The organism is Lysobacter panacisoli, assembly GCF_009765165.1.
Lineage (GTDB): Bacteria > Pseudomonadota > Gammaproteobacteria > Xanthomonadales > Xanthomonadaceae > Lysobacter_J > Lysobacter_J panacisoli.
On the sequence record NZ_VLNU01000001.1, the window covers coordinates 792809 to 817445 of the forward strand.

At 67.0% G+C, this 24637-nt stretch carries 14 protein-coding genes; 2 read left to right on the forward strand and 12 right to left on the reverse strand.

Translation table 11 applies throughout. The features are described from left to right. Positions 1–140: 140 nt before the first annotated feature. The 5 genes from FOF45_RS03965 to FOF45_RS03985 form a co-directional block, all read right to left on the reverse strand. Positions 141–1052 (reverse strand): arginine deiminase-related protein, encoded by a 912-nt coding sequence (locus FOF45_RS03965; RefSeq protein ID WP_158982705.1) that lies wholly within the window; start codon positions 1050–1052, stop codon positions 141–143. After that, complete coding sequence (gene dusA, locus FOF45_RS03970) at positions 1049–2041, reverse strand: tRNA dihydrouridine(20/20a) synthase DusA (RefSeq protein WP_267902647.1); 993 nt, start codon at positions 2039–2041, stop codon at positions 1049–1051. The genes FOF45_RS03965 and dusA overlap by 4 nt, the downstream gene beginning before the upstream one ends. Positions 2042–2206: 165 nt before the next feature. Beyond that, positions 2207–3202 (reverse strand): OmpA family protein, encoded by a 996-nt coding sequence (locus FOF45_RS03975; RefSeq protein WP_158982706.1) that lies wholly within the window; start codon positions 3200–3202, stop codon positions 2207–2209. A gap of 11 nt (positions 3203–3213) precedes the next feature. After that, positions 3214–14262, reverse strand: a complete 11049-nt coding sequence (locus FOF45_RS03980; protein ID WP_158982707.1) for an SdrD B-like domain-containing protein — start codon at positions 14260–14262, stop codon at positions 3214–3216. Positions 14263–14702: 440 nt separating this feature from the next. Next, a complete protein-coding gene (locus tag FOF45_RS03985; protein WP_158982708.1) occupies positions 14703–16241 on the reverse strand; it encodes an arylsulfatase in 1539 nt (512 codons plus the stop codon). Positions 16242–16493: 252 nt separating this feature from the next. Here FOF45_RS03985 and FOF45_RS03990 point away from each other — a divergent pair, with 252 nt between their 5' ends. Beyond that, positions 16494–16958, forward strand: a complete 465-nt coding sequence (locus tag FOF45_RS03990; protein ID WP_199244424.1) for a YidH family protein — start codon at positions 16494–16496, stop codon at positions 16956–16958. Positions 16959–17132: 174 nt separating this feature from the next. Then, positions 17133–17852 (forward strand): bestrophin-like domain, encoded by a 720-nt coding sequence (locus FOF45_RS03995; RefSeq protein WP_158982709.1) that lies wholly within the window; start codon positions 17133–17135, stop codon positions 17850–17852. A gap of 35 nt (positions 17853–17887) precedes the next feature. Here FOF45_RS03995 and FOF45_RS04000 read toward each other — a convergent pair whose 3' ends face one another. The 7 genes from FOF45_RS04000 to nirK all read right to left on the reverse strand — a co-directional run bounded on the left by FOF45_RS04000 (position 17888) and on the right by nirK (position 24356). Then, on the reverse strand, positions 17888–18121 hold the full coding sequence (locus FOF45_RS04000; RefSeq protein WP_158982710.1) for a hypothetical protein: 234 nt from the start codon (positions 18119–18121) through the stop codon (positions 17888–17890). Positions 18122–18141: 20 nt separating this feature from the next. Next, positions 18142–20109: a pyridoxal phosphate-dependent decarboxylase family protein gene (locus FOF45_RS04005; protein WP_233264041.1), complete on the reverse strand. Its 1968-nt coding sequence runs from the start codon at positions 20107–20109 to the stop codon at positions 18142–18144. A 64-nt stretch (positions 20110–20173) separates the two neighbouring features. After that, positions 20174–21346 (reverse strand): PLP-dependent cysteine synthase family protein, encoded by a 1173-nt coding sequence (locus FOF45_RS04010; RefSeq protein ID WP_158982711.1) that lies wholly within the window; start codon positions 21344–21346, stop codon positions 20174–20176. 60 nt (positions 21347–21406) lie between these two features. Continuing rightward, on the reverse strand, positions 21407–21865 hold the full coding sequence (gene azu / locus FOF45_RS04015; RefSeq protein WP_158982712.1) for an azurin: 459 nt from the start codon (positions 21863–21865) through the stop codon (positions 21407–21409). Positions 21866–21917: 52 nt separating this feature from the next. After that, positions 21918–22490 carry an SCO family protein gene (locus tag FOF45_RS04020; RefSeq protein WP_233264198.1) on the reverse strand — a complete coding sequence of 191 codons (573 nt, stop codon included), beginning with the start codon at positions 22488–22490 and terminating at the stop codon, positions 21918–21920. Positions 22491–22495: 5 nt separating this feature from the next. Continuing rightward, a complete protein-coding gene (locus FOF45_RS04025) occupies positions 22496–23257 on the reverse strand; it encodes a formylglycine-generating enzyme family protein (RefSeq protein ID WP_233264042.1) in 762 nt (253 codons plus the stop codon). Between the two features lie 19 nt (positions 23258–23276). Then, a complete protein-coding gene (nirK, locus tag FOF45_RS04030) occupies positions 23277–24356 on the reverse strand; it encodes a copper-containing nitrite reductase (RefSeq protein WP_158982714.1) in 1080 nt (359 codons plus the stop codon). Positions 24357–24637: the final 281 nt, after the last annotated feature.

The window sequence follows — 24637 nt, forward strand, 5'->3', positions numbered from 1 at the left end:
GCAGGGCTGGGAACGCGGCAATATCGCATGTCCGTGCGACGAGTGTGCATTCTCGAAACGGAGCGGTGAATCCGGTCTGAACTTTTCCCGCTGGGACTGGCCGGCATTCATGGCGCCCGACGTGAGGCAGGCGCCGGGCACTAGAAGACCTCGCCCACGCAGCATCGCAGCGAGCCGCCCGCGGCCTCGATGGCGTCGAGTTCGACGCTGCGGACCTGGAACCCCGCGCCGGCCAGCACGGCCCGGCTTTCCGGCGCCAGCGCGCGCGCGGCATCGGCGCTCATCCAGACCGCGTCGTCCGACAGGGCGATGGCATTGCCAGCGAACGCGCGGTGCTCGGCGTCCGACAGAATCACCGCGTGCGGCGCATGGAACTCCGCGATGGCCCGCGCGACCTCATCCCGCGCAAAACCGCGCGGCGCGACCAGCGCGGCGCGGCCCGCCAGCACCGCGAGCACCACGTTGGTGTGGTACTCGCCCGGCGCCAGGTCGAACATCAACGTTGCGCGCAACCCGAGCGCTTCGTGCATGAGCGCCGCGCCCGCCTCGTCGCAGCGTTCGGACAGGCCGCAGTAGCCGATGCCGCGCGCGCGGTCGATCACCAGCGCGCCGGTGAGTTCGCACGGATGCGGCTGCGTGGACAGGTCGATCTCGGCGTAGTCGAGTACGCCGGCGAAGAACGCGCGGATGTCCTCGCGTTCCGCTTCGCGCTGGCGCACGGGATGGCGCATGCGGCCGACCACGTAACGACCGGCGGCGGTCGCGAACACGTTGTTGGGGAACAGGCCGTCCGGCGCCTGCGGATCGCCCGCGAAGCATACCGTCGGCACGACCTGTGAGAGTGCCCGATGCAGTGCGCGGTGCTGTTCGCTGGCACGCGCGGCATCGAAGCCCGCCGCCTGCGCCATGTAGCGATTGTCGGATGCGGACTGTTCGGCGAGACGGAAACCGTCCGGCGCGACCAGGAACGCGGCACGCGCGGTCGCCGGCCCGAAATCCGCATGCAGGCCGCGTGCGATATCGAAGAACGCCGCGAGGTCGCGCGTGATCATGCGGCGTCGACCCGTTCGCCGGCGAAGGATTCGGTGATCGCGAGCGCTTCCTCGATCAGCGACCAGTCCGCGCCCGGCTTGTGCGCGCCCTCGCTGAGCACCTGGCGGAACGCGCGGCCGCCGCGCTCGCCCGCGAACAGGCCCAGCAGGTGCCGGGTAATGTGTTTGAGGTAGACGCCGCGCGCGAGCTGCGACTCGACATAGGGACGCAGCGCGCGCAGCAGTTCGCCGCGGCTGCGCAGTTCGCCACCGAACCAGGCCACGTCGAGCCGGTGCAGCAGGTACGGATCGTGGTACGCGGCGCGACCGAGCATCGCGCCGTCGGTGTGGTCCAGGTGCGCGGTCGCCTCGTCCTGCATGGCGATGCCGCCGTTGACGACGATCTGCAGCTGCGGACGTTCGTGCTTGAGCCGGTACGCCCAGTCGTAGCGCAGCGGCGGCACTTCGCGGTTCTCCTTCGGCGACAGACCCTGCAGCCACGCGTTGCGCGCGTGGATCACGAACATGCCGCAGCCGGCCTGCGCAACGGTGTCGATGAAATGCGCGAAGCGATCCCAGTCGTGGTCGTCGTCGACGCCGAGCCGGCACTTCACCGTGACCGGCACGTCGCAGCCTTCGACCATCGCCGCGACGCTCTCCGCCACCAGCGTCGGTTCGCGCATCAGGCATGCGCCGAAACGCCCGGCCTGCACGCGATCGGACGGACAACCGCAGTTGAGGTTGACCTCGTCGAAGCCGTGTTCGGCACCGATGCGTGCCGCCTGCGCGAGCAACTCCGGCTCGCTGCCTCCGAGCTGCAACGCGACCGGATGCTCCACCGCATCCATCGCCAGCAGCCGATCGCGATCGCCGTGGATCACTGCATTGGCATGCACCATCTCCGTGTACAGCCGCGCATGCGGCGCAAGCAGCCGATGGAACACGCGGCAATGCGTGTCAGTCCAGTCCATCATCGGCGCAACCGACAGCTTGATGGTCTGCGGATCCAACGTTTTTTGTTTATCTACGGTCACTTGTCCCAGCAGCGCGGCGTTCGATGGCGGGCCATTGTCCGCCGAAAAGGGCGAGCGCCCAAGTAGCGGATCGGACAAGGTCCGCGAAAGGCCGGCCGGGCCGATGCCCCCCGCCTCCCGCTTGGTCGCATCGCCCAGGGCTTACGGAGCCGACTTCTCGACGAGGATGCTGACCTCGACGCGACGGTTCGGAAGCAGGCACTCGCGGAGCTTGTCGCCTCCCAGCCCATCGCACGCCTGTACCTGCTCCGTGTCGCCCCGCCACTCATAGGAAATGATGTCGGCGGGGATGCCCTGGGTAATCAGGTAATCGCGCACGGCCTTCGCGCGCCGCTCCGACAGCGCCTGGTTGTACTGCCGCGTCGGCCCTTGCAGGCGATCGGCGTGCCCGATGAGCCGGATCGAGGTGATGCGCAGGTTCTCGTCCTTCGCCCGCTGCAAGGCCTTGGTCAGCACGGCTTTCGATTCGCCGCGCACCCGACTCATCGTGTCGCGATCGAAATCGAACAGCAGGTTCGCCGTCAGCGTCATGTTCTGCGGCTCCGGCGTGCAGTTGCGCGCCAACGACTCGGCCTCGTTGGTCAGGTCCTCAGCCATCTGGATGTACGGTTTCGCGTGGCGCCACTGCTGCTGGTTGAACTCGTTGCCGGCGTGCACCAGTTCGACCTCACCACAGGCCACGGCCTGCTGGGCGCACTCGAATCCGGGCGTGCCGTGGATCGCACCCAACCGCTTCCACAAGTCCTCGCGCAGGCGGCGGGCATTGTTCACCAGAGGCGTGTCGTTCGACGGCTCGGCGCCCTGCTCCATCGCGCCGATCAGCTGCGCCGACTGGTCCAGCGCATCCTGCGGGAAGTCGCTTCGATCGTTGCGCGAATACTCATGGAAAGACACGTCTAGCCAGCATTGCGCCTTGGCGAGATGGTAATCGCGCACCGGACGCCCACCGTCGTTGAGCGCCTGTATGCGGTCCTGCGTGGCCTGGTAGGTGGAATGGTCGGCGTAGAGCGCCTCATCGGTGATGCGCTGCTCCTGCGGTGCCAGCTGCGCGCTGGCATCGCGCGCCTCCTGTGCCCAGAGCGGCGCGGTGCAGGCCAGGAGCAAACCGATGAACAGTCGCGTGCGGAGGGATGTCATGTCCGGTGTCCTCACTTCTGCGCCGGCTTGCGGTAACGGTCGTCGTCGCGTTGGAACAGGTTCTCGTCGAACTTGAAGCGCAGCCGTATGAAGGCGCCTTCGTCGGTGTATTCGTAGCCGGTCAGGTCGGGGTCGCCTTCGAAGCCGACGAAGTTGTAGCCCACCGACAGCCACAGGTTCTGTCTCAGCAGGCGGCCGATCTCGACGCCATAGGCGTACTGGTTGGCGTCGTAGTCGCCCTGGAAAGTGGATGCGAGCACGCCGACGTCCCAGTTCTCCGTGATGTCGTAGACCACGCGGCCCGACACCAGGACGCCACGGAAGCGGTCGTCCACGCGTCCGCCGTCGTTGTAGCTGAATCGGTCTTCCTGCCACTTCGCCGCGACGCGACCGGTCAGCCACCACGGCCGCGACGGATGCCAGTCGGCGTGCGTGGAGAGAATGTGCGCGGCGGTGCGGATGTCCTGGCCGACGTTCTGCTGCGGAAGCCCGGCGATGCCAATGCCGCTCTTGTCGGATTCGATCTTGTACTCGTAACGGGCCAGCGCGTTGATGCGGTTGTGGTCGGTGTCGCGATAGGCCACGCCGAGCTGGAAGCGATCCTGCAACACGTCGCCACGCGACTGGTAGTCGGTCGCCAGCAGGTAGTTGCGCGCGAGCAGCGTCCAATCGCGGTTGAGCTTGCGCGCCCATAGCAGCTGGAACAGCGTGGTGTTGAACTCCTCGTCGGTGGCCGTGCCCTCGACATCGCCGGAGACCCGGTATTCCAGGCGCATCGCACCGCGCCACAGCGGGTTGGCGCTGTAGTCCAGGCCGAACGCCAACGCAGTGGTATCGCCGGTGTCGCCGTCGTAGATCTTGACGTGCTCGGCGGCGGTGCTCAGGCGCAGGCCCTCCGTGATGTCCCAATCGTTGCGGATGCCCGAGGCCATCTGCACGTCGCGTCCACTGATCGCATCACGCATCCGGTATTCGCTGAACACCTGCGTGTCCTTGACGTACGTGCTGTCGATGCCGAATACCAGCGCATCGGCTTCGCGATCCGTCGTGGTGATGCCGTAGGCGCTGGCCAGGCCGGTCTGCTTCTCGTAGCGGCCGTAGAGTCGATTGCGCTCCTTGAGGCGGTAATCGACACCCAGCGCCACGCGATTGCGATCCTCGCCGTTGACGTCCTGCTCGTACTCGCCACCGATCACGAACTTGTCGTTGATCTTGTAACCGGCGCCCGCGTGCACCGTGTCGGATTCCAGTTCCGTGCCGATGGGCAGGTCGGAGTTGGGCACCGTGCCTTCGCTGCGGATGACTGGGAGGCCGGTGAGCGGATCCAGCGGCTGTTGGCCATACCCCAGCGCACCGCCCGCGGCGCCGGTCGCGAAGCCACCGCTCAGCCCGCCCGTGCCGCCGAACGGGGGCGAGATCGACCACGGCGAATACGCGCCGATCGTTTCGCGGATCGAGCGCACGCCCAGGTCCAGCGTCAACCGCTTGGTCGCATCGATGCGCACGCCCGCACCGCCGGCGTTGCGGTCACCGCCGTCGGGGTTGCGGTCCTCGCTGCGCAGCGCTTCGACGTAGATCTCGAAGCGTTCGTTGACGGCCCAGGTCAGCTCCAGGTCGTACTCCCCTCGCCCGCCGTACAACGGCGAGGACGGGTTGTTGAACGCCGGATCGCTGCGACCAGCGAACACGGATGCATCGAAAGTCTTGCCGTCGTGGCCGAACTCGAGCCGGTAGGCATCGCCTTCGACTTCGCCGCTGAGGTCCTTCAGCCCAGGCGTCGCGAACTGGTTGATCGAGTTGGTATTGACCTCGCTTTCGGTACGCGCCGCTTCCAGCACCATCCAGGTGTTCTTGCCGAATCGGAAGCCCAGGTTCGCGCTGCCCATGCGGAACGGCGCGAACGGGTTCTCGTCGTTCACGTAAGCCGCACCCGCTTCCACATTCTTCGTCAGGCGGAACTGCGCATCCACGCCGTAGACCCAGAACTTCTCCGTGCCCTGGTCGAGTTCATAGGTGATGCGCAGCGAGATCGGATTGAGCTCGCTGTCGAAACCCGGCAGGAACTGGTTGAGCAGTATCCGTCCGGAGAACGGCTCGAAGCTGTAGTCCACCAGTCGCGCCAGCGGACGCACGGTGATGATCCGGCTGGGCTGGTTGCGATCGCGCGTGACGACCTCCACGCGCTCGCTGCCTTCGAGCACCGCGCTATTGCTGAGGCCGTACGGCCCGCTGCCCTGGCTTGGGAACTCGTCGATCACCTGCCGCAGCGAGTCCTCCATCGCGAACACATTGCCGCGCACGCGCTTGCCTTCGAAGTGCCAGCCAAAGCCCGTCGCGGTGCGGTTGTAGTTGCCCAGGCTGCGCATGACGATCTTGCCGTCCTGTGCCACGCCGGTCTGCGAGGCCAGCGAATCGCCGGTCTGGAAATCGCCGTACAGCAGGTAGCTGCGGTTCTTGTCGATGCGCACGTACAGGCGCTCGGCCGACTGCGCGTCGAAGCCGCGCAGCGAGGAATCGCCGTAGACGGGATAGAACTCCTCGGGCCGGATGTCGCGCAGCAGACGACCGCGCACTTCCTTGTCGGAGTCGTAGGCGGCCGTGAGCAGGTACTCGCCCTTGATCGTGCCCTTGACGAAGAACGCCGTGCGCGCGGCGGCATTGGCCTTGCCGCTGTTGAACTCGCGCTCCCAGCGGCGGATGTCGCGATCGAAGCCATCGTCGCGACGCACTGGATCGAGCGAGCCCCCGTTGCGGAAGTTGACCACGCCTTCGATCAGGCCGGTCGCGAGCAGATCCCGCATCTCCGGCAGGAAGCTCACCGTGTTCTCGGCCGCCACGCCGCCGGCGGTGATGCGCAGCAGCACGTCCTGCGGAACATCGGGCGCGAGCAGATCGAACTCGGCGCGACCGTCCTTCACGGGCAACTGGATGCCCGGCGTGACGCGATCCGCATCGAGCCGGCCCGGACCGAGTTCGTCCGTGCGTCCGCCCGGCAGCTGCACGCGACCGCCGCTGTATTCGATGGTGGCGAAACGTTCGCCTGCCAGCGGCCGTTCGTCTTCGCCGAGCAGCTGCACGATCACGTGCACCGGCGATTGTCCATCGGCGGGAACGCCGTCGCGATCGACGTCGACCCGCACGATTTCGACATCCGTGTTGACGCTGTAGTCGACGTTGCCAGACTGCACTTCGACGGCGTGTGGCGGTTCACCGGTCGTCGATGGCGTTTGCGGGTATAGCGCGGCCGGTGTGCCGAGCGCTGGCTCGAAGCGGTGATCGACCGGTTCGGTGGCGGGTGTCGCATCGATTGGCGTCGGCGCGATGTCACTGGATGGCGCGACATCCCCGGTCGGCGATGCCGCATCTGCCGTCGTTGCCGGAACGCGCGTATCGATGCCGCCGCCGATACCGACACCGGCCGGACGCGCAGTGCCGCGCGGCGCCACGATCGACGGCAACTGCCGCGCGGTGGTCGTCGCACCCGACGGCGCGCCCAGCGGCTGCGTCTGGAAGCTCAGCGGCGCGCCCTGTATTTCGGTCTCCGGTGCGGAGGTTTCACCCTGAGTGCGGCGCGCCTTGACCTGTTCCAGCACTTCGTTCGAACCGCTGCCTTCGATGAAGTCGGCCCGGTGCAGCTCGCCGTTCTTGAGGTCGATGAACAGGCTGTTCGCATCGCCCAGGTTGCGGTTGCTGCTGGTGGTCAGGCGCGAGCCCGTCGGCAACGTGCTGGCATCGACCTTCAGCGTGTGGCTCTTCGGCGGCAGCCCGCAGTAGCTGTACTTGCCTTCGGAGTCCGACACCATCCACGTGCCGTCCTCGAAGTAGAAGCGCACGCCCGGAATGCCCAGCTCTTCGCTGTCCTGCACATGGTTGTTGTTGCCGTCGACGAAGATCTTGCCGAGCACGCAACCTTCGTCGGTGAACACGCCGCCCGTCACCCGTACGCGGTACTGCGCGCGGTTGGACGGCACCGTGCCCGGCAGCGGCTGCAGCGTGCCCGGGTCGACGCAGCCGCCGTCGATCGAGCAACCGAACGCCTGCGCGCGATTGATGCCGTCGCCCTGCATCGAACCCACGCCGATACGCACGCGGTAGCTGAGCTGGATCTGCTGGCCCGGACGGATCGGCCCGACGTTGAACACCAGGCGCGGACCGGGTTTTCCGAGCGGATCGGCGATGCCGCGCCCGTCGGCGCGCGCGGTGCCGTCGATGTAGGTGAAACCTGGCGGCAGGTTGTCGACGACGTTGACCGTGTCGAGCGCCTCGCCCGCCGTCTGCCGGATCGTGATGGTGTAGAGCAGGGTGTCGCCGACTTCGACGATCTGCCGGTCGCCGGTCTTGGTGATGACCAGTCCCGGTGGCACGGAGGGATCCAGCGGCAGGTGGTTGTGCACGATGTTGGCTGTGCCGGAGCCGGCGAACAGCCCGAGGTAATAGGTCGTGGCGGGTCCCACCGGGCCGGTGGGCGGCGTCGGTTGCGGCTGCACCTGGAAGGTCGTGCCGACCGCGCCCGGCGGCGACAGGGCGCTGCCTTCGGGCGGAATCAGCGAGGAGCGGAAGGTGTAGCCGCCCGGCGGCGTCACCGTGAGCGAGAACTCGCAGCGCGGCGGCGCGCCCGGCCCGAACAGGAACAGGTAATAGCCGTCCGAGCCGACCTGCATCGAAATGTTGTTGCCTTCGACGTTGTAGCCGCCCTGCCCGCCGTTGAGGATCGACGTCGCCGGGTCGTAGTTCGCGCAGATGCCGACCGGCGCCAGCGTGACGATCGAGTTGGGCACCGGATCGCGCGACACTGCGTCGTACACCACGCCGCTGGGATCCACGGGCAGGCTCTGCTGCGGCAGGTTATCGCCGGAGCGCAGCACGACTTCGAGCTGGGTGATGCCATTCTCGTCGACGCGGCACGTGCTGGCGGTGCCGCTGGCGACAGCGGCATCGGTCTGGCACGGAGCGGCCGGTCCGGCCGCTGTTTCGCCGGTCACCGGGAAGCCCCATAGCACGCCGCTCTGCGGATGGCGGAAACGCACGAGGAAGCGCGTCGCGGGCAGCAGGTCTTCGAAGCGGTAACTGCCGTCCGCCGCGGTCGTTCCGGTGCGCACCACGGTGCCCGTCGCCTGGTCGAGCACTTCCACCGTCCAGCCCTGCAGGCGCTGGTCGCCGCCGTCGAGCAGCGCATCCTCGCTGCCCACGTCGAACCACACCGTGCCCGACAGCGAGGCCGCGGCCTGCACTTCCGACTGGATGCGGCACGCATTCTGGGTGATGGCCGGATCGCACAGCGGCAGCTGCGTGACGTCGCCGTCGAACGCGCCCTGCTCCGCCGCCGATGGCGAATGCGCGGCATCCTCACCGCCACCGCGCACGATCACCGCGTTGTGCACCGGCGATGCCGGTGCGGCGGCGGCACCGACTGTCACCGGCACCGTGATGGTGTCGGGCGAGGTCGCACCATTGAGGATCAGCGTCTGGCTCGTGCAGCTGAAGCGGTCCGCACCGACCGCGCCGGCGCACGTCCAACCGTTGCCGGTGGGCACGGCGGCGAGCGTCACGCCGACCGGCAGGCGATCGTCCACCTGGTACTGCCCGGCGGTCGGACGCGGGCCGATGTTGCGCACGCGGATGGTGTAGGTGGCGGCATTGTTGACCGTGAAGCGCGCCGGGTCGGCACTCTTGCTGACGACCAGATCCGGCGTGTCGGCGACCTCGCCGAAGTTTTCGTCGACGGCGGTCTGCCCGGGCAGCAGCACGATGTTGCTGATCGCCGAGGGCACGACCTCGATCGGAGTGGCCACGCCCATCGGCGCGCCGTTGACGGTGCCAGCCGTGGTGACGCCGTTGGTGGTGTCCGGCGGCTGGTCGGGCTCGGTGACGGTGTAGGTGCCGGGACGCAGGTTGTCGAAGACGTAATTGCCGCTCGCGTCGCTGACCACGCTGCGCGCCGCCACCGCCGCCAGCGGCGTGATGGCGTTCGCCGCGGCCAGCGTGGTGGGCAGGTCGTCGTCGCCTTCCAGCGTGATGGTGACGTTCGGAATGCCGGTCTCGTCCGCGTCGACGACACCGTTCTTGTTGTTGTCGTAGTACACGCGGCCGCGGATGCTCGCCGCCGGTATCTCGCCGAAGTCGTAATTGATGCCGGCCTGGTCCAGCCCGAGCGCGATGGCACTGATCGCCGATGGCACCGTCAGGACATCGGTGGCGGTGCCGCCGGCATTGCCGGCCACCGTAGCGCCGTTGAGCGTGCCCGGCGGCTGGTCGGGCTCGGTGATCGTGTAGGTGCCCGGGACGAGTCCGGCGAACAGATAGTTGCCGTTGGCATCGGTGGTGATGCTCTGGTTCACCGCCACGCCGCCCTGATCGGTGCCGGTCAGCGTCACGGTGACGCTCGCGATGCCGGTTTCGGCGCCGTCGATGGTGCCGTCGTTGCTGATGTCCAGCCACACGCGGCCGGACAACGAACTTCCGCTGGGCTCTTCGCCGAAGTTGAAGTTCAGTCCCTCGCCCGTTCCGACGCCTGCACTCAGGTCGATCACGCTGATGCGGTCGGTCGTCGCCGCATCGCCGCCCACGGCGGTCCCTGGCGTGCAGCCGGTGGTGCAGGCGACGCCGTTGATCGTGCCGGGATTGATCGCGCTCGGACGGTTGCGGAACGTGCCTGTCGGCAACGGTTCGCGCAGCGTGTAGACCACGTTCGGGTCGAGGTTGCTGAACAGGTACGCGCCGTTCGCGTCGGCGGTGACGGTCTGCACGACGGTCGACGTGCCGGCGTTGAGCAGTTCGACCGTGGCGCCGGCGATGACCGGGTCGGTGCCCACCGTTCGCACGTTGTTGAAGTCGGCGTCGACGTAGAGGAAACCCGACAGGCTCGCGTTGCTCAGTTCGGGGAAGTGGTAGCGCACACCCGCGGTGGCCGCCGGAACCGATATCGCGGCGTAGCTGGAATCCGGCGTGCCGCGCGCATAGTTGCCCCCGAGCGATGGCGCCTGGGGCCCGGTGGTGGGTGGATCGATTGGGCCGTTCACGAAACCGGCGGGCTGGGTTTCGACGATGGTGTAACCCGATGCGTTCGACGGTGAGAGGTCGGCGAACAGGTAGTCGCCATTGGCGTCGGTCGTCGCGTTCAGATTGACCGGATTGCCGAACGCATCGACACCACTCAGCGCGAGCACCACGCCGGGAATCCGTGGCTCGATCGACGCATCCTGCGGAATGCCACCGTTGCCGGTGCTGCGGTCGCGGTCCTGGAACACCGTGCCGGCCAGCGACGAGGCGGTCACCGTGATCGGCACCGTGCTGGTGTTGTTGCCCGGCACGTTGTCGACCTGCTGCGTCGTCACCGTGGCGGTGTTGTTGACCGTGCCGCCGGCCGGAACCGTGTCGAACCGCACCGGCACGATCACGCGCACGCGGCCCGGCTGGCCCGGATTGAACGTCACATCGCCGGCGGAACAGCTCAGGTTCTGTCCGGCGAGCAGGCAGGCACCGGACCCGTTGGGTTGCCCGTCCGGCACCGCGGCCACGGCCGGGCCGACCTTCTGCCAGGTCGCCGCGCCGGTGACGACCACGCCCGGCGGCAGGCTGTCGCTGATGATCGTGCCGTCGCCATTGAGCGGACTGCTCCCGGTGCGATCCAGCGACACGCTGTTGCCCGGACCGTTGTTGACGACATCGAACACGAAATAGAACGGCTCGCGGATCGACACCGTGGTGATGTCCGGCGGTAGTGCCGCGTTGGGATCGGCCGCCGGCGGCGTCGCGCCCGACACGACATGCTTGGTCACGCCCAGATCGACGCGACTGCGAACGCTGGTGGTCTCGTTCTCGGTGTTGTTGGCTGCGTCGGCCTCCGGCTCGATGGAGTCCGCACTGGCGACGTTGAGGATCGTGTCGCCGCCCGCGCCGGGCTGCGACTGGTACTGGAATTGCAGATAGGCCGTGGAGGTCGCACCGGGCGCGATCACGCCGTTCACGTTGTTCGGGAAGCCCGCGCCCGGCACCAGGCAGGCCACCTGCAACGGCGCCCCGGTGGTCGGGTTGCTGCCCGTGATCTGGCAGATGCCGGCCGTGAGCTGGAACGGTCCGTTGGGGTTGTCCGACTCGCCGATCAGCTGCACCGTGCGCCCGGGTGGCGGCGTGATCGTGTCGGTGACGACGACGCCGGTGGCCACCGACGGCCCCAGGTTCTGCACGGTGATCTGGTAGGTGATGAAGTTGGCGGAGGGATCGGTGGGGTCGTAGCCCAGCGGATCGACGCCGTTCGGGAACCCGACATCGAGTTTGTTGACGATCAGATCGACGTCGCCGACCTCGATCGTCAGCGACGCGCTCTTCTCGTCGTCTGCGTCCGTGTCGATGTCGTTGTATTCGAACGCACCGTTGCCATCGATGCCACCGCTCAGGTCGGCATTGCCGTCATTGTCGTAGTCGAAGAAGAAGTCGGCGAGGTTGTTGTAGACCCGCGTCGGCAGGCTGGTCAGGTTCGCGCGCGGGCGCAGCGTGACGTTGAGGCTTTCGGTCTGTCCGCCGGGCATGTCCAGCGGCGTGCAGACGATGGTGACCGTGCCGGCGGTGCTCCCGACCGTCGTATAGATGATGCCGCCGGCACCGGGTTGCGCGGCCACGGTCGGGCTGGTGAGCGCGTTGCAGTTCTGCGCGCCCGCGCCGGTGCGGCTGATGACGGTCAGGAGGAAGCCCGGGTCGTTGTCCACCAGCGAGATCACATCCCTGAACACCACCGCCGGCGCCAGCGACGGCCCCTGGTTGGTGTAGTCGATGCGGTACACCGTGTCCTGCCCCACCGCACCGGGCGAGCCGGTCACGATGGTCTTCGCGGTCGTCTGCACGTTGGCCACGCGCGGGACGCGGACGAAATCGGCGCCCTGATTGTTCGAGACATCCACTTCGCCCGACGATCCCGCCACGTTCGGGTCGATCGCCACGCCGGCGCGGTTACACCAGGAACCCGCGGGCGTCGTGATCGCACCGCACGCTTCCGGCGCGCGCGACGCGCTGTCCGCGAGCGGGCCGGTGAGGTTCACCACGATGCTCACGCCGGGACCGGGTGGCAGTGGCGTGGTGCCCGACTGGCAGTTCAACGTGCCCGTGCCGCTGACGGTGCAGGTCCATCCGGGCGGCGCGGTCACGCTCGCGCTGGTGCGTCCCGGCAGGAAGCCCGGCAGCGTGTCTTCCAGGATCACGCCGATCGTGGCGTCGGGGCCGGCATTGCTCACCACGATGGTGTAGCTCATGCCGGTGTAGTCGATCGGCAGCGTGTTGTCGGCGTCGCCTGCACCATTCGTCTGCTTGGTCACGCTGAGGTCGGATCGCAGCGGGCTCGGACGCACGCCGGAGCCGTTGCAGTCGTTGCCCGGCTCCTGATCGCCGACACCGCCGTCGGTGGTGGGCTCGCTGGAACCGCCGGAGCCACCCGTGCACGCGTTGTTGGTCAACGTCGTGCCGTCGGCCTCCGGGTGCGCAAAGGACTGGATGCGCAGCGGCGGCGCCGGCCCCACCGGCAACGGCAGCGCGCTCGCGTTCAGCGTGCAGGTCACCACCTGCTGCGCCGGTGGCGCTGCGTACGGTGTGGCCGAACACGTCCACGGCGTGGTGTCGGACGGGAAGTACTCTTCGCCCGGCGCCAGTACGTCGACGACCTGAACATCGCCCGTCGCGGGACGCGGGCCGTTGTTGGTCACGTTGATGGTCGAGGTGGCGATGTAGCCGCTTCCCGCCGGCGGCGTCGGGCCCGGACCCGGCCAGATCGGAATCACGCTGGGCGACTTCGACTTGGTCAACGCGAGGTCGGCGCCGTCGGGAATCACCGTGAAGTTCACGGTGCCGGCGTTGTTGCCCGGCACCGGATCGGGCGTCGGCGAATCGACGGTTGCGGTGTTGATCTGGTTGCCGGAGCTTCCCGGCCCGGTCGACGGCACCAGTGCCGTCACGGTGAACGTCGCGCTCTCGCCGACGGCGAGCGTGGCCGGTGGCGTCAGGACGCAGTTGAACGCGGTGTCGCCGGGCGTCGTGCATACCCAGCCAGCCGCCGCCGTCGTGGACTGGATGATGAATCCGGCCGGCATTGGGTCGCTGAAATTCACCGCCGCCGCGGGGCTTGGACCGTTGTTGGTGACGGTCAACTCGAACGTGATGAGCTGCCCCGGCAGCGCGGGAACAGGTGCGGCTGTCTTGGTCATCTGCAGATCCGCACCGGCCGCCACCGTGACCGTCGCGCTGCCGGTGTTGTTGCCGGGATTCGGATCGGGCGTGCCGTTGGCGGTGACTGTTGCCGTATTCACCAGGTCGCCGCTTGCGGCGGTGACCGTCGCGCGGAATGTGTACGTCGCGCTGGCGCCGACCGCGAGTGGGCCTGCGAAGGTGCCGTTCTGTGCGTTGAAGGTCCAACCCGTGCCCGATGCGCTGCCCGGTACGAATGTCGTGCCGGCGGGCAGCACGTCGTTGACGGCGAAATTGCTCGACGGACTCGGGCCGTTGTTGACGACGGTGACGGTGTAGGTGACTTCGGTGCCCGCGACCACCGGGTTCGGCGACGCTGTCTTCGTCAGTGCGAGATCGCCCGCATCGATCAGCGTGGTGTTCTGCGAGACGACGTTGTCGCCGACGTTGGTGTCGCCGGCGAAGAACGGATCGCTCGGCGGCAACGTATTCAGCGGCGTCGTCGCCGGCGGCAGCGGCGCATGGCCGATGGCGGCGGTGGTGACCACGGTGCCGGGTGCGAGCCCCGCGGTGCTCACCTGCAATTGGAAGGTGGTAGGCGTCGGTGGATCGGTGCCGGTCACGCTGCCCAGGCTGCACACCACGCGTGTGCTAACCACCGGATCGACCGAGCAGTTCGCGGGCAGGTTCACCGCAGTCGCACCGGGCGGCAGATCGAACAGCACGAACGTGTCGTCGACCGTGTCCAGATCGCTGTTGAGGACGGTCACCTCATAGGTGATCACGCCACCGGCCGGCGTCGGATCGGAGCCGGTGTCGGAGAACTCGGACACCTGCAGGTTCGCCGCATGCGACGGCGCCGCCCAGCCTGCGAGGACGAAGAGCAGCACGAACAACGCAAACGCGAACGCACGCCTCGTGTGCCCGAACGGCCGTGAACGTTCCATCGCTCTGCGACTGCCCGGACAGACGTACGACTTCATCAAGCCCACGCCAGTCGAGCATCGACGTTCACGTTTCCGTGACACCGATGCGCGGTTATGGCCGTCTCGGCCTCGCCCCTGACGACGCCGGAATTTAGCCGTTGTTCACGATTTCTCGTTAGATACCAATCGCGTCGTGAACGAACTGTTCACGACTTTCCAACGATATCTCTAGGTCTTCGCGCGCATGCACCGCTGAATGGATCGCAGCGCGTCTCCCCGCATGCGAGGTTCGATGCGTTACTCAGGTTCCACTCGGCGCGGAATACACACGCGCGCGAAATCGGCCCTCGCGTGAGGTTGCGGCCCGCGCATGCGCACAGGCCGCAACGTGTCGAACGTCGAGCTCACGAGCCCGACGACGCGTCCTTCATCTTCTCCAGCACCCGATCGAGACTGAAGCTGGCCGCCTTCTGCCGAGGCGGGAATTCCTTGAAGGTCATCAGGAACTCCTGGACGATCGCCTGCGCGGGCACCAGCAGGTAGATGTGCCTGAACATCCAGTCGTAGAACGTGTTCGAGGTGATCTCGGCACGCTCATATGGATCCATCCGCAGGTTGAAGATATAGGGCGTGCGCAGCACCACGAACGGCTCCTGCCAGATCTTGAGCGTGCCTGGCACGCGCTGCTCCATGAACAGCATCTTCCAGTTGTCGTAGCGCAACGCCGCGACATCGCCTTCGTCGGTGAAGTAGATGAACCCGGGACGCGGGCTCTTCGCTTCTTTCCCCGTCAAATACGGCAGCAGGTTGTAACCATCGAGGTGGACCTTGAAGGTCTTGCCGCCGATCTTCAGCCCCTTCTTGAGTTTCTCCTTGACGTCAGGGTCGCCCGCGATGGCAAGGATGGTGGGGAACCAGTCGAGGTGACTGACGATCTCGTTCGACTCCGAGCCCGCCTCGATCCTGCCCGGGAAGCGCACCATGCACGGAATGCGATACGCGCCTTCCCAGCTCGAGTTCTTCTCGTTGCGGAACGGCGTCGTGCCCGCATCGGGCCAGGTGTTCATGTGCGGCCCGTTGTCGGTGCTGTACTGCACGAACGTGTTGTCTGCGATCCCGAGTTCGTCGAGCAGGTCGAGCATCTCGCCGATGCACTTGTCGTGGTCGATCATCACGTCGTGGTACTCGGACTGCCAGCGACCGGACTGTCCACGGCTCTCCGGCTTCACGTGCGTCCAGGCGTGCATGTGCGAGGTGTTGAACCATACGAAGAACGGCTCGCCAGCCTCGTGCGCGGCCTTGATGAACTTCTTCGCCGCGGCCATGAACTCGTCATCGCAGGTTTCCATGCGCTTGCGCGTGAGCGGACCGGTGTTCTCGATCTTCTGCCCACCCTTTCCGTCCGCCCAGCAATGCAGCACACCGCGCGGGCCGTACTTCTTCTTGAAGTCGGGGAAGTCCTTCGCGTTCGGATAGTCGACTTCTTCCGGTTCTTCTTCGGCATTGAGGTGGTAGAGATTGCCGAAGAACTCATCGAACCCGTGCATGGTCGGCAGGTGTTCGTCGCGATCGCCGAGGTGGTTCTTGCCGAACTGGCCGGTGCGGTAGCCAAGCGGTTTTAGCGCCTCGGCGACCGTGATGTCCTCGGCCTTGAGGCCCAGGTCCGCGCCGGGCAGGCCGACCTTGGTCAGGCCGGTGCGCAGTCCGCACTGGCCGGTGATGAACGACGCGCGTCCCGCGGTGCAACTCTGCTCCGCGTAGGAATCGGTGAAGATCATCCCTTCCTTGGCGATCCGGTCGATGTTGGGCGTTCGATAGCCCATCAACCCCTTGGTATAGCAACTCAGGTTCGCCTGGCCGATGTCGTCGCCCCACATCACCAGGATATTCGGGCGCTCCGCACCGCCCTTCTTGCCTTCGGTCTTCTTCGATGCAGCTGCCATTTCGGGCCTCCAGGCCTCGGGGAGAACCATGAACATCGAATTCGTCGCCCCCCGGCGAACAGGCGTTAATGGTCCGTCCAGCGAAGTAAAACGACGGTGAAGCGCCCGCGTGAAAGCAGTGTGAGTGGATGAAGGCGATCGACCGACTAAATAGTCGCGCGTGAGCGGCGATGGCGTTTCTCTTCCGCCGGATGGCCGCGATGACCCATGCACTGAATGTGATCGCCATCTTTGGCGAATGGAGGTCGTCCCATGTCAACGCAGGATCCCACCGTCGTCTCACCGTTGAGCAACCCGTCGACCGAACTTGCGGCGCGTCGCACCGGCATGGCGTTCCAGCGAACACGGCTGGCTGCCGATCGCACCTTGATGGCGGTGATCCGCACCTCGCTGTCGCTGATCAGCTTCGGCTTCACGATCCACAAGGCGTTCGAGCGCCTGAAGGACATGAAGGTCATCGATCACGCCGCGTCGGCGCGGAACTTCGGCCTGTCGCTGGTCGTGATCGGAATGCTGGTTCTGATCATGGGGATCATCTACCACGCCTGGTTCATGGCCGCGCTGCGCAAGCAACGCGGCGTGCTGGGCAGTTCCGGCCTGATCCACGGTGAAACACCGTTCCCGCCGTCGATGACGCTGGTCGCCGCGGTGCTGATCCTCGTGCTCGGGCTGGCGACATCGATCAGCATGGTCTACCACATCGGTCCGTACACCTGACATCCACGCAGCGCAGCGCATGGAAGGCATGCGGTCGGATGGTGCCATCCGGCGGATTGAGCGGCGCCGCACAACCTGCCATCGACATTCAACGCTGGAGAGCGCGACATGGGATTCGGTGCTGGCCTGGAGAACGCGCCGCTGTGGCTGCTGGGATTGCTGCTCTTCGGGGGAATGCTGCTGGCCCGGGAAGCGGGGAGCTTCCTGCATGACCGCCGTGGATCGACGGACACGGAGGCACGCAAGGACAGTGACGCGTTCGCCATGACGTCCGTTCTCGGCCTGCTCGCGCTGCTGATCGGCTTCACCTTCTCCATCGCATTGTCGCGGTACGAGTCGCGACGCGAACTGGTGGTCAAGGAAGCCAATGCGATCGGTACGACGTGGCTCCGGATGCAACTGCTCGACGCGCCCGAGCGGTCGCGAATGGAAGACCTGCTGCGACGGTACGTGGATACCCGCATCGCCTTCGGCGCGGCGGCCTCGCCACAGGCGGAAGTCGAGCAGTACCAGCGGGCCGCGACATTGCAGAATGAACTGTGGGTCGGCCTGATGGCCGCGATCGCACCGTTCCGCGATACTCCGCGCGCGTCGCTGCTCGTCACCACGACGAACGAGTCCATCGACCTGGCGGCCGAACGCTTCGCCACGCGTCAGGCGCACATTCCGCCCAGGATCATGCGGATGCTGGTGCTCTTCGCATTGCTCGCAGCGGGAATGGTCGGCTACGAGCGTGGACATCAACGCCGGGCGACGACGCTCCTGTTCCTCCTGCTGACACTTGCCGCATCGCTGGTCGTCGACCTGGATCGCCCATCGACCGGCATGATCAACGTTCCGCAGGACCCGATGCTGGACCTGCGCGCTTCGATGCAACCGGGTGTCGCGTCGTAAACCCTGGGTCAGCGGAGGGCGCTGGCCAGCCCGCCCTACCCGCTACATCCACCGCAGCACACCGACGGAAGCTGGCGGACCTGCGCAGGCTCCACGCGCTGTCCCGACAATAGCAGCAGCACGACGAGGGTCCGCGCGTCGAATGCGCCAGCGATGCGCAACCGGCCCGCATCCTCGTCCACCAGCGCGGCCGGGTCGACCGTGCGCAGCGTTTCGTCGATGCGGCCCAGATCCGTCGCCGGTCCGTCCAGTTCCACGATGAATTCCATGAATCCTCCAGTCGGTAGCGTCACGAAGCCCGCGCGAGCGTGCGGATGCGCGAGGCCAGATAGTCGAAATAGCGATCGATGTAGCTGATGCCGTTGTGCGCATCGATCAGGTAGGGATTCATCAGCGTGTGGCGCAGGATCACCACGTGGTCGTCACCCGCGCCCATCGTTTCCGGGTCGAGGTCCAGCGCTGCAAGGATCCGCGCGAGACGCTCCTGCCCCAGCGATGCAGGACGCAACGTCGTCATCGAACCGAAGAATTCCTTCACCTGCAACGGGCGCGATGGATCGCAGCGCAGATCGTCGTGCAGCGTGCGCACGAAGCGGTTGGCGCGTCCTATATCACGGTTGCCAGCGAGGTTCAGCGCAAGGCAGACGAGGTTGCTGTCGGGCTCGAACGGCACGCATACGCGTGCGACGTCGGACAACTCGGACGCCACGCGTTCGGCGCCGCGACGGAACGCTTCGGCAGCGGCGACGGTCTGGCGCGGGAGCTGGCCGAAGCGCGCGTGGTCCAGAGGCAACACCTGGTGCATGACGTAGACCGCCGCCGCCGATGCGCCGGCCTTCGATCCTTCCGGGATGTACTGGCCGAGCTGGCGGAAGCGAGTCATGTAGTCCTCCGCCTCCAGCCCGTTGAACACGTAGTCCGCTTCTTCCGACAGCAGCGTCATCGCACGGTTGTCGCGGCACACGAACGCGCCCGCGCCATACGGCAGGTAGCCCAGCTTGTGCGGATCGACCGTGACCGAATCGGTCCGGCCCACCGCGGCGAACGCGGCGTGCACGCATTCGCTCGGGAATGACTGCAGTCCCTGCGCCACTTCCGCGCGCGAACGAAGACTGCCGTCCGGATTGCGGAACATAGTCGCCAGATAGCCGCCCCATGCCGCGTCCACGTGGACGCTGAAGCCCAGGCCCTGCGCCTGGGAGCGATCGCGCGCGGCAACGATGCGGTCGATCGGATCGATCATTCCGTGTTCGGTCGTGCCGAGCACACCCACCGCCATCAGCACCGGCTGGCGCGTGCGGCGGCATTCGTCGAGCGCTTCGTCGAGCGCGTCGGCATCCAGGCGCATGTCGCGCTCCGGCAGCAGCGAGAGCTGCGCGCGACCGAGGCCGAGCAGCTTCAGGCCCTTGCTCCACGAGTAGTGTGCGGTGACCGGTGCGTACACGCGCGGTACGCGCAGCGTCGGATGGCGCGAGAAGAATCCGGTGAGCCCGAGCGTCTCGATGCGCTCGGCCTGCACGCGCGAACGCCAACGCTGCGCCTCCTCGGGCGAGAGCGTCGCCAGCCAGCGCTGCCAGCCTTCGACCAGCGCAATGCCCGGCGCGACGCCGACGTTGAACGCCTGCCAGTCGTCCGCGAGTCCGCGTACGTCCTCGATCGCCACGCCGACGCCCGCGGCGCGCAGCGCGACCGGGAACGCCTTCAACGCCAGTGCCAGGCGCAGCGCCTGGTAGTTCGCGACGGTGCCGCCGGAGGTGAGATGACCGAACGCGCATCCGGGCACATCCGGATCGGCCGGGTAACCGAGCATCCGCGCGAGTTGCAGGCCGACCTTCACTTCCAGCTCGACCGTGACGGGTGCGGCGTCCTCGCAGACGTTGTTGGGGTTGTAGGGCAACGTCAGCAGTTGCGCGGCCAGCCCCGGCAGCAACAGGTCCGAGGCCATGTGGCCGATATAGCGCGGGCTGTGGAACGGCACCGAACGCTTGAGCGCGGCCGACAGCGAATGCAGCTCACGGCGCATGTTCGCTTCAAGCGCCTGGTAGGCGGGATGCTGCGCGGCCGCGGTCGGGATCGCCGGCGGATCCTCGGGATGGAAGTTGCGCCGCCAGTACACGTGGTCGCGCAGGAACTCCACCACCAGCTTCTCCAGCAGCGTGTCGTTCTCGCCGTAGGGGCCGAGGAAGCACGCGTGCAGCGCTTCGGGCGACAGCACCGGCGTGGCGGGCGGAGGGGGGCTGGAACGGAAGGTGTCCACGCGGGCATCCGGATGAGCGATGCGTCCAGCCTAGGCAACGGCCGTCCGGACGCGCTGATCCAGATCAAGTCGGAGAGCGCGGGAAGGCTCCATCGCGTTCACGGCCGAACGCGGGCGCGGTCGGCCCGTCGAAACGCGTGCCGTCGGCCTGCACCAGCGGGATATCGATGGCTTCGCCCTGCAACGCGCGTGCGAGCGTCGCGTCGGCGGCGTCGGTGTCGATACCGTGGCGCGCGTACCAGTCGGGGTTGTAGTAGCTGTGGCCGTAACGTTCGCCGCCATCGCACAGGATGGTGACGATGGAGCCGCCCTGCCCGGCCGCGTGCAACGCCCACGCGCAGCGCAGCACGCCGACGAAGTTGGTGCCGGTGGATCCGCCGACGCGTCGCCCGAGACGCTGGCTGACGTGGCGCATCGCTGCCAGGCTGAGGGCGTCGGGCACCTTGGCCATCGCGTCGATGCAGGTCGGGATGAAGCTCGGCTCCGGTCGCGGGCGGCCGATGCCTTCGATGCGCGAGGTGCCGGCGCAGCCCGCCGACGCGAGGCCTGCGCCGCAACTGGCGGCGTAATGGTCGAAGAACGCCGAATGTTCCGGATCGACGCAGAGCGTGCGGGTTTCGTGGCAGCGATAACGCAGGTAGCGCCCCAGTGTCGCCGCGGTGCCGCCCGTGCCGGCCCCACACACGATCCACGCCGGCTCCGGATGCGGCTCCAGCGCCATCTGCCGGAAGATCGATTCGGCGATGTTGTTGTTGGCGCGCCAGTCGGTCGCACGTTCGGCGTAGGTGAACTGGTCCATGAAATGGCCGCCCGTCGTGCGCGCCAGTTCGCGCGCCTGCGCGTCGATGCTGCCGGCGTCGTCCACGAGATGGCAGGAACCACCGTAGAACTCGATCGCGGCGATCTTCTCCGGCGAGGTGTGCTTGGGCATCACCGCGATGAAAGGCAGGCCGAGCAGTCGCGCGAAGTACGCCTCGGACACGGCCGTCGATCCGCTCGACGCTTCGATCACCGTGCTGCCCGCGTGCAGCCAGCCGTTGGCCAGCGCGTACAGGAACAGCGAGCGCGCGAGCCGGTGCTTCAGGCTGCCGGTCGGATGGCTCGACTCGTCCTTGAAATAGACGTGGATGCCCGGATACGCGGGCATCGCGAACGGAATCAGGTGGGTGTCGGCGGAACGGTTGAAGTCCGCCTCGATCCGCGCCACCGCGGAAGACACCCAGTCACGACGGATCATGCGCGGCACTCGCTTGCGAGGGATCGGGTCGCCCACCTGTGCAGGCGACCCGTGTACGGCTTACTTGGTGACGACGACCTTGCCCTTCATCAGCATCGAATGGCCGGGGAAGCTGCAGTAGAACGAGTAGTCGCCGCCGGCGGTGAGCTTCTTGCCGGGGAAGGTCGCGGTGGCCTTCTCGCCGCCGCCGACGATCTTGGTGGCAGCGATGACGCGCGCGTCGCCCTTGGGCACGTAGTTGTTCGGCAGGCCGGCCTTGACGCCATCGCGCACCACGCCGTCGAGGTCCTTGGTCGCGCTGATCACGACGTTATGGCCCATTGCCGCGGCCGGCATCTTGCCCGTGTGCGCGAACTGGATCGTGATGGTCGGGCACGAGGCCGAAACGCTGACCTCCTTGACGTCGAACTTCATCGCATCATCGCCCTTCACGGCGATGGTGCAGTTGTTGGCGGCCTGGGCGTGGCCGGCGGCGGCGATCAGGCCGAGCGCCAGCAGCGAGGTGGACAGGAACTTCATGGCAACTCCTTGGGGATGGATGGTGGTTACGTAGAGCGGGATTGGCGGACGGTCAGTTTGGCGCCGCCAGGTGTTCACGCACCGTGGAGACGAAGGCGGGATCGGGCTGCAGCCCGTCGACCTCGCTGCGCGCGACGATACGGCCGTCGCGGTCGAGCAGGATCAGCACGCTGGTATGGTTGAAGCTGCCATCCGGCTGCGCGCGGTAGCGCACGCCAAGCGCGGAGGCGAGCGTCCTGACGTCGCGGGCTTCGGGACGCAGCAGGTGCCAGCGAGCATTGTCGAGGCGGTGCTGCTGCGAAACCTCGGCCAACGCCGCGGGCGTATCGCGCGCGGGGTCGATGCTGACGACGGCGAAATCGAGTGCGGACTGCTGGTCTTGCGGAAGCTGCTTCTGCAGTGCCTTGCCGCTGGCGATGATCAGCGGGCACATCAAGTGGCAGTTGGTGTAGAACATCGACACCACCACCGGCTTGCCGCGCAGATCCTGCCACGCGAGCACGCGTCCGGACTGGTCGGTCATCGATGCCGGGAGGTTGTAGACCGAATCGCCCGGGAGGGCCGGACCGGCGGTGGCCGTCGCCGCGAGCAGCAGCGACAGCGAGAGGAGGAATCCTTGCAACACACGTCTCATGGCGAACTCCGCACGCAACGGAAACCCAGGTTGCCCAGCGTGCTGCGCGGCTCCATCGCCGACAGCAGGGCGACCCGCTTGAGGACGGCGTAGTCGTCGCTGTTGGCGAACGACAGGCCGGAAGCGCCACAGAACTGCAGACGATCGCCGTCGTTGGAGCCGCGCTTGTCGGCATTGCCGAGCAGGCTGGCGTAGTCGCCGACCCACTCCCACGCCGTACCGTGCAGCCCGCGCACGCCGTATGCGTTCGCCGGCGAGTCCACGCGGGCGTCCACCGCACGCGGCGTGCCGTCGTCGAACAGTCGCGCGCGCCATGACGAATCACCGCGCGCGTCGCGGCGGGTGGCATCCGCCGCGGCCACGTATTCCCATTCGGCCCAGTCGGGCAACCGCGCGTCGATGCTGTTGCAGTACGCATCGGCGGCGAACCAGCTCACCTGCGTCACCGGCGCGTCGGGATCGACATCCGATCCCGCCGCGTCGGCAGAATGCCAGTGCGCGAGGTACGCACGGTCCGCCACCAGCGACGGCACGCGATCGCGCCGCCACTGCGGTTGCTCACGCACGAAGCGCTCGTACTCGCGCACCGTCACCGGCCGCCGCGACATGGCGAATCCGGTGACGGTGCGCGGGCCGTCGCCCGCGTCGGAGCGCACGGTGGAGCGGAACTCCCCACCCGGCACTTCGACGAAGTCGGCCTGCGTCGTAGGCGACGAGGTGCCCATCAACGCGAACCACACGACGGCTGCGGCGAACATGCGATCGCCCTCCTGTTACTCAGTGACCCTTGGCCTTGGCCTTGGCGCCGGCCGGCTCGGGGTACTCGCCTTCGGACTGCTGGCCGCTGTAGATCGCCGGGTTCTTGTCGCCCGTGACCTTCAGGATGCCCAGCGTGCCCTTGTGGAACGTGCGGAAGATGCTGTGGTCGACCAGCACGAAGTTGCCCGGCACGTCGGCCTTGAACTCGACGATGGCCGAACCGCCCGCCGGCACCAGCGTGGTCTGCACGTTCTCCTGGTACTTCGAGCCGCCTTCGGTGTAGACCTTGTCGAAGATCTCGCCGATGACGTGGAAGCTGGACACCAGGTTCGGGCCGCCGTTGCCGACGTACATGCGGATCGTCTCGCCGGCCTTCGCCTGCAGCGCGTTGTCGCCCGTCAGTGCGCCTTCCGAACCGTTGAAGACGACGTAGGTCGGATGCTCGTCGATCGCCTTCTCCAGGCTGAAGGGCTGCAGGCCCGGCTCGCCGTGCTTGCCTTCGGTGTAGAAGTCGCCCTGCATGACGTAGAACTCCTTGTCCACCTTCGGCAGGCCTTCCGGCGGCTCGACCAGGATCAGGCCGTACATGCCATTGGCGATGTGCATGCCGACCGGCGGGGTCGCGCAGTGGTAGACGTACAGACCCGGGTTCAGCGCCTTGAAGGTGAACTGCGTCTGGTGGCCCGGCAGCGTGAAGGTTGCTTCGGCGCCGCCGCCCTGGCCGCTGACCGCGTGCAGGTCGATGTTGTGCGGCATGTGCGAGTCGTGCGCGTTCTTCAGCTTGAACTCGACCGTGTCGCCCTGGCGCACACGGATGAAGCTGCCCGGCACGGTGCCGCCGAACGTCCAGAAGTTGTAGGTGACGCCGTCGGCCAGGCGCATTTCCTTCTCGATCACTTCCAGCTCGACCAGCACCTTCGCCGGTGCGTTGCGGTTGGTCGGCGGCGGCACCATCGGCGGCGCGGTCAGGACCGCGTTGATGGTCTGGGTGGGCGCGCCGGATGCGTCGTGGGCCGCGGCGCCGACGACGACGGGCGCGCCGATGCCGAGTGCGACTGCAAGCGCGTACTGCAACAGATTGCGTGATGCGCGAATCATGGGATCGCTTACCTTGAAGAAGGCCTGTTGGCCGTTGGGCGCACGTTAGGCTTCGCCAACCTGACCGGCCTTGACCTACGTCAAGCGTTTTCGGAGTGTCCGCACGCTGTCGGAAACGGCACGCTCCAATTTGATCAGGATCATTTTTCAGGGCGTTTCCGGGGAACAGACTTCGCCGCAATCGCTGATGCGACTAAGTCGCCAGCACCGGTTTTTCCAGAAACCTGCGGTGTCCCATGCCTGCTTCCACCACGATCCATCCCCACCGGAGCGCACCTGTC

What these genes read in the sequence shown, in the direction of transcription:
- FOF45_RS03965 (WP_158982705.1), bottom strand. Translation starts at nt 1,052, where the DNA reads ATGATCACGCGCGACCTCGCGGCGTTCTTCGATATCGCACGCGGCCTG.
- FOF45_RS03975 (WP_158982706.1), bottom strand. Translation starts at nt 3,202, where the DNA reads ATGACATCCCTCCGCACGCGACTGTTCATCGGTTTGCTCCTGGCCTGC.
- FOF45_RS03985 (WP_158982708.1), bottom strand. Translation starts at nt 16,241, where the DNA reads ATGGCAGCTGCATCGAAGAAGACCGAAGGCAAGAAGGGCGGTGCGGAG.
- FOF45_RS03990 (WP_199244424.1), top strand. Translation starts at nt 16,494, where the DNA reads ATGTCAACGCAGGATCCCACCGTCGTCTCACCGTTGAGCAACCCGTCG.
- FOF45_RS03995 (WP_158982709.1), top strand. Translation starts at nt 17,133, where the DNA reads ATGCTGCTGGCCCGGGAAGCGGGGAGCTTCCTGCATGACCGCCGTGGA.
- FOF45_RS04000 (WP_158982710.1), bottom strand. Translation starts at nt 18,121, where the DNA reads ATGGAATTCATCGTGGAACTGGACGGACCGGCGACGGATCTGGGCCGC.
- FOF45_RS04010 (WP_158982711.1), bottom strand. Translation starts at nt 21,346, where the DNA reads ATGATCCGTCGTGACTGGGTGTCTTCCGCGGTGGCGCGGATCGAGGCG.
- azu (WP_158982712.1), bottom strand. Translation starts at nt 21,865, where the DNA reads ATGAAGTTCCTGTCCACCTCGCTGCTGGCGCTCGGCCTGATCGCCGCC.
- FOF45_RS04025 (WP_233264042.1), bottom strand. Translation starts at nt 23,257, where the DNA reads ATGTTCGCCGCAGCCGTCGTGTGGTTCGCGTTGATGGGCACCTCGTCG.
- nirK (WP_158982714.1), bottom strand. Translation starts at nt 24,356, where the DNA reads ATGATTCGCGCATCACGCAATCTGTTGCAGTACGCGCTTGCAGTCGCA.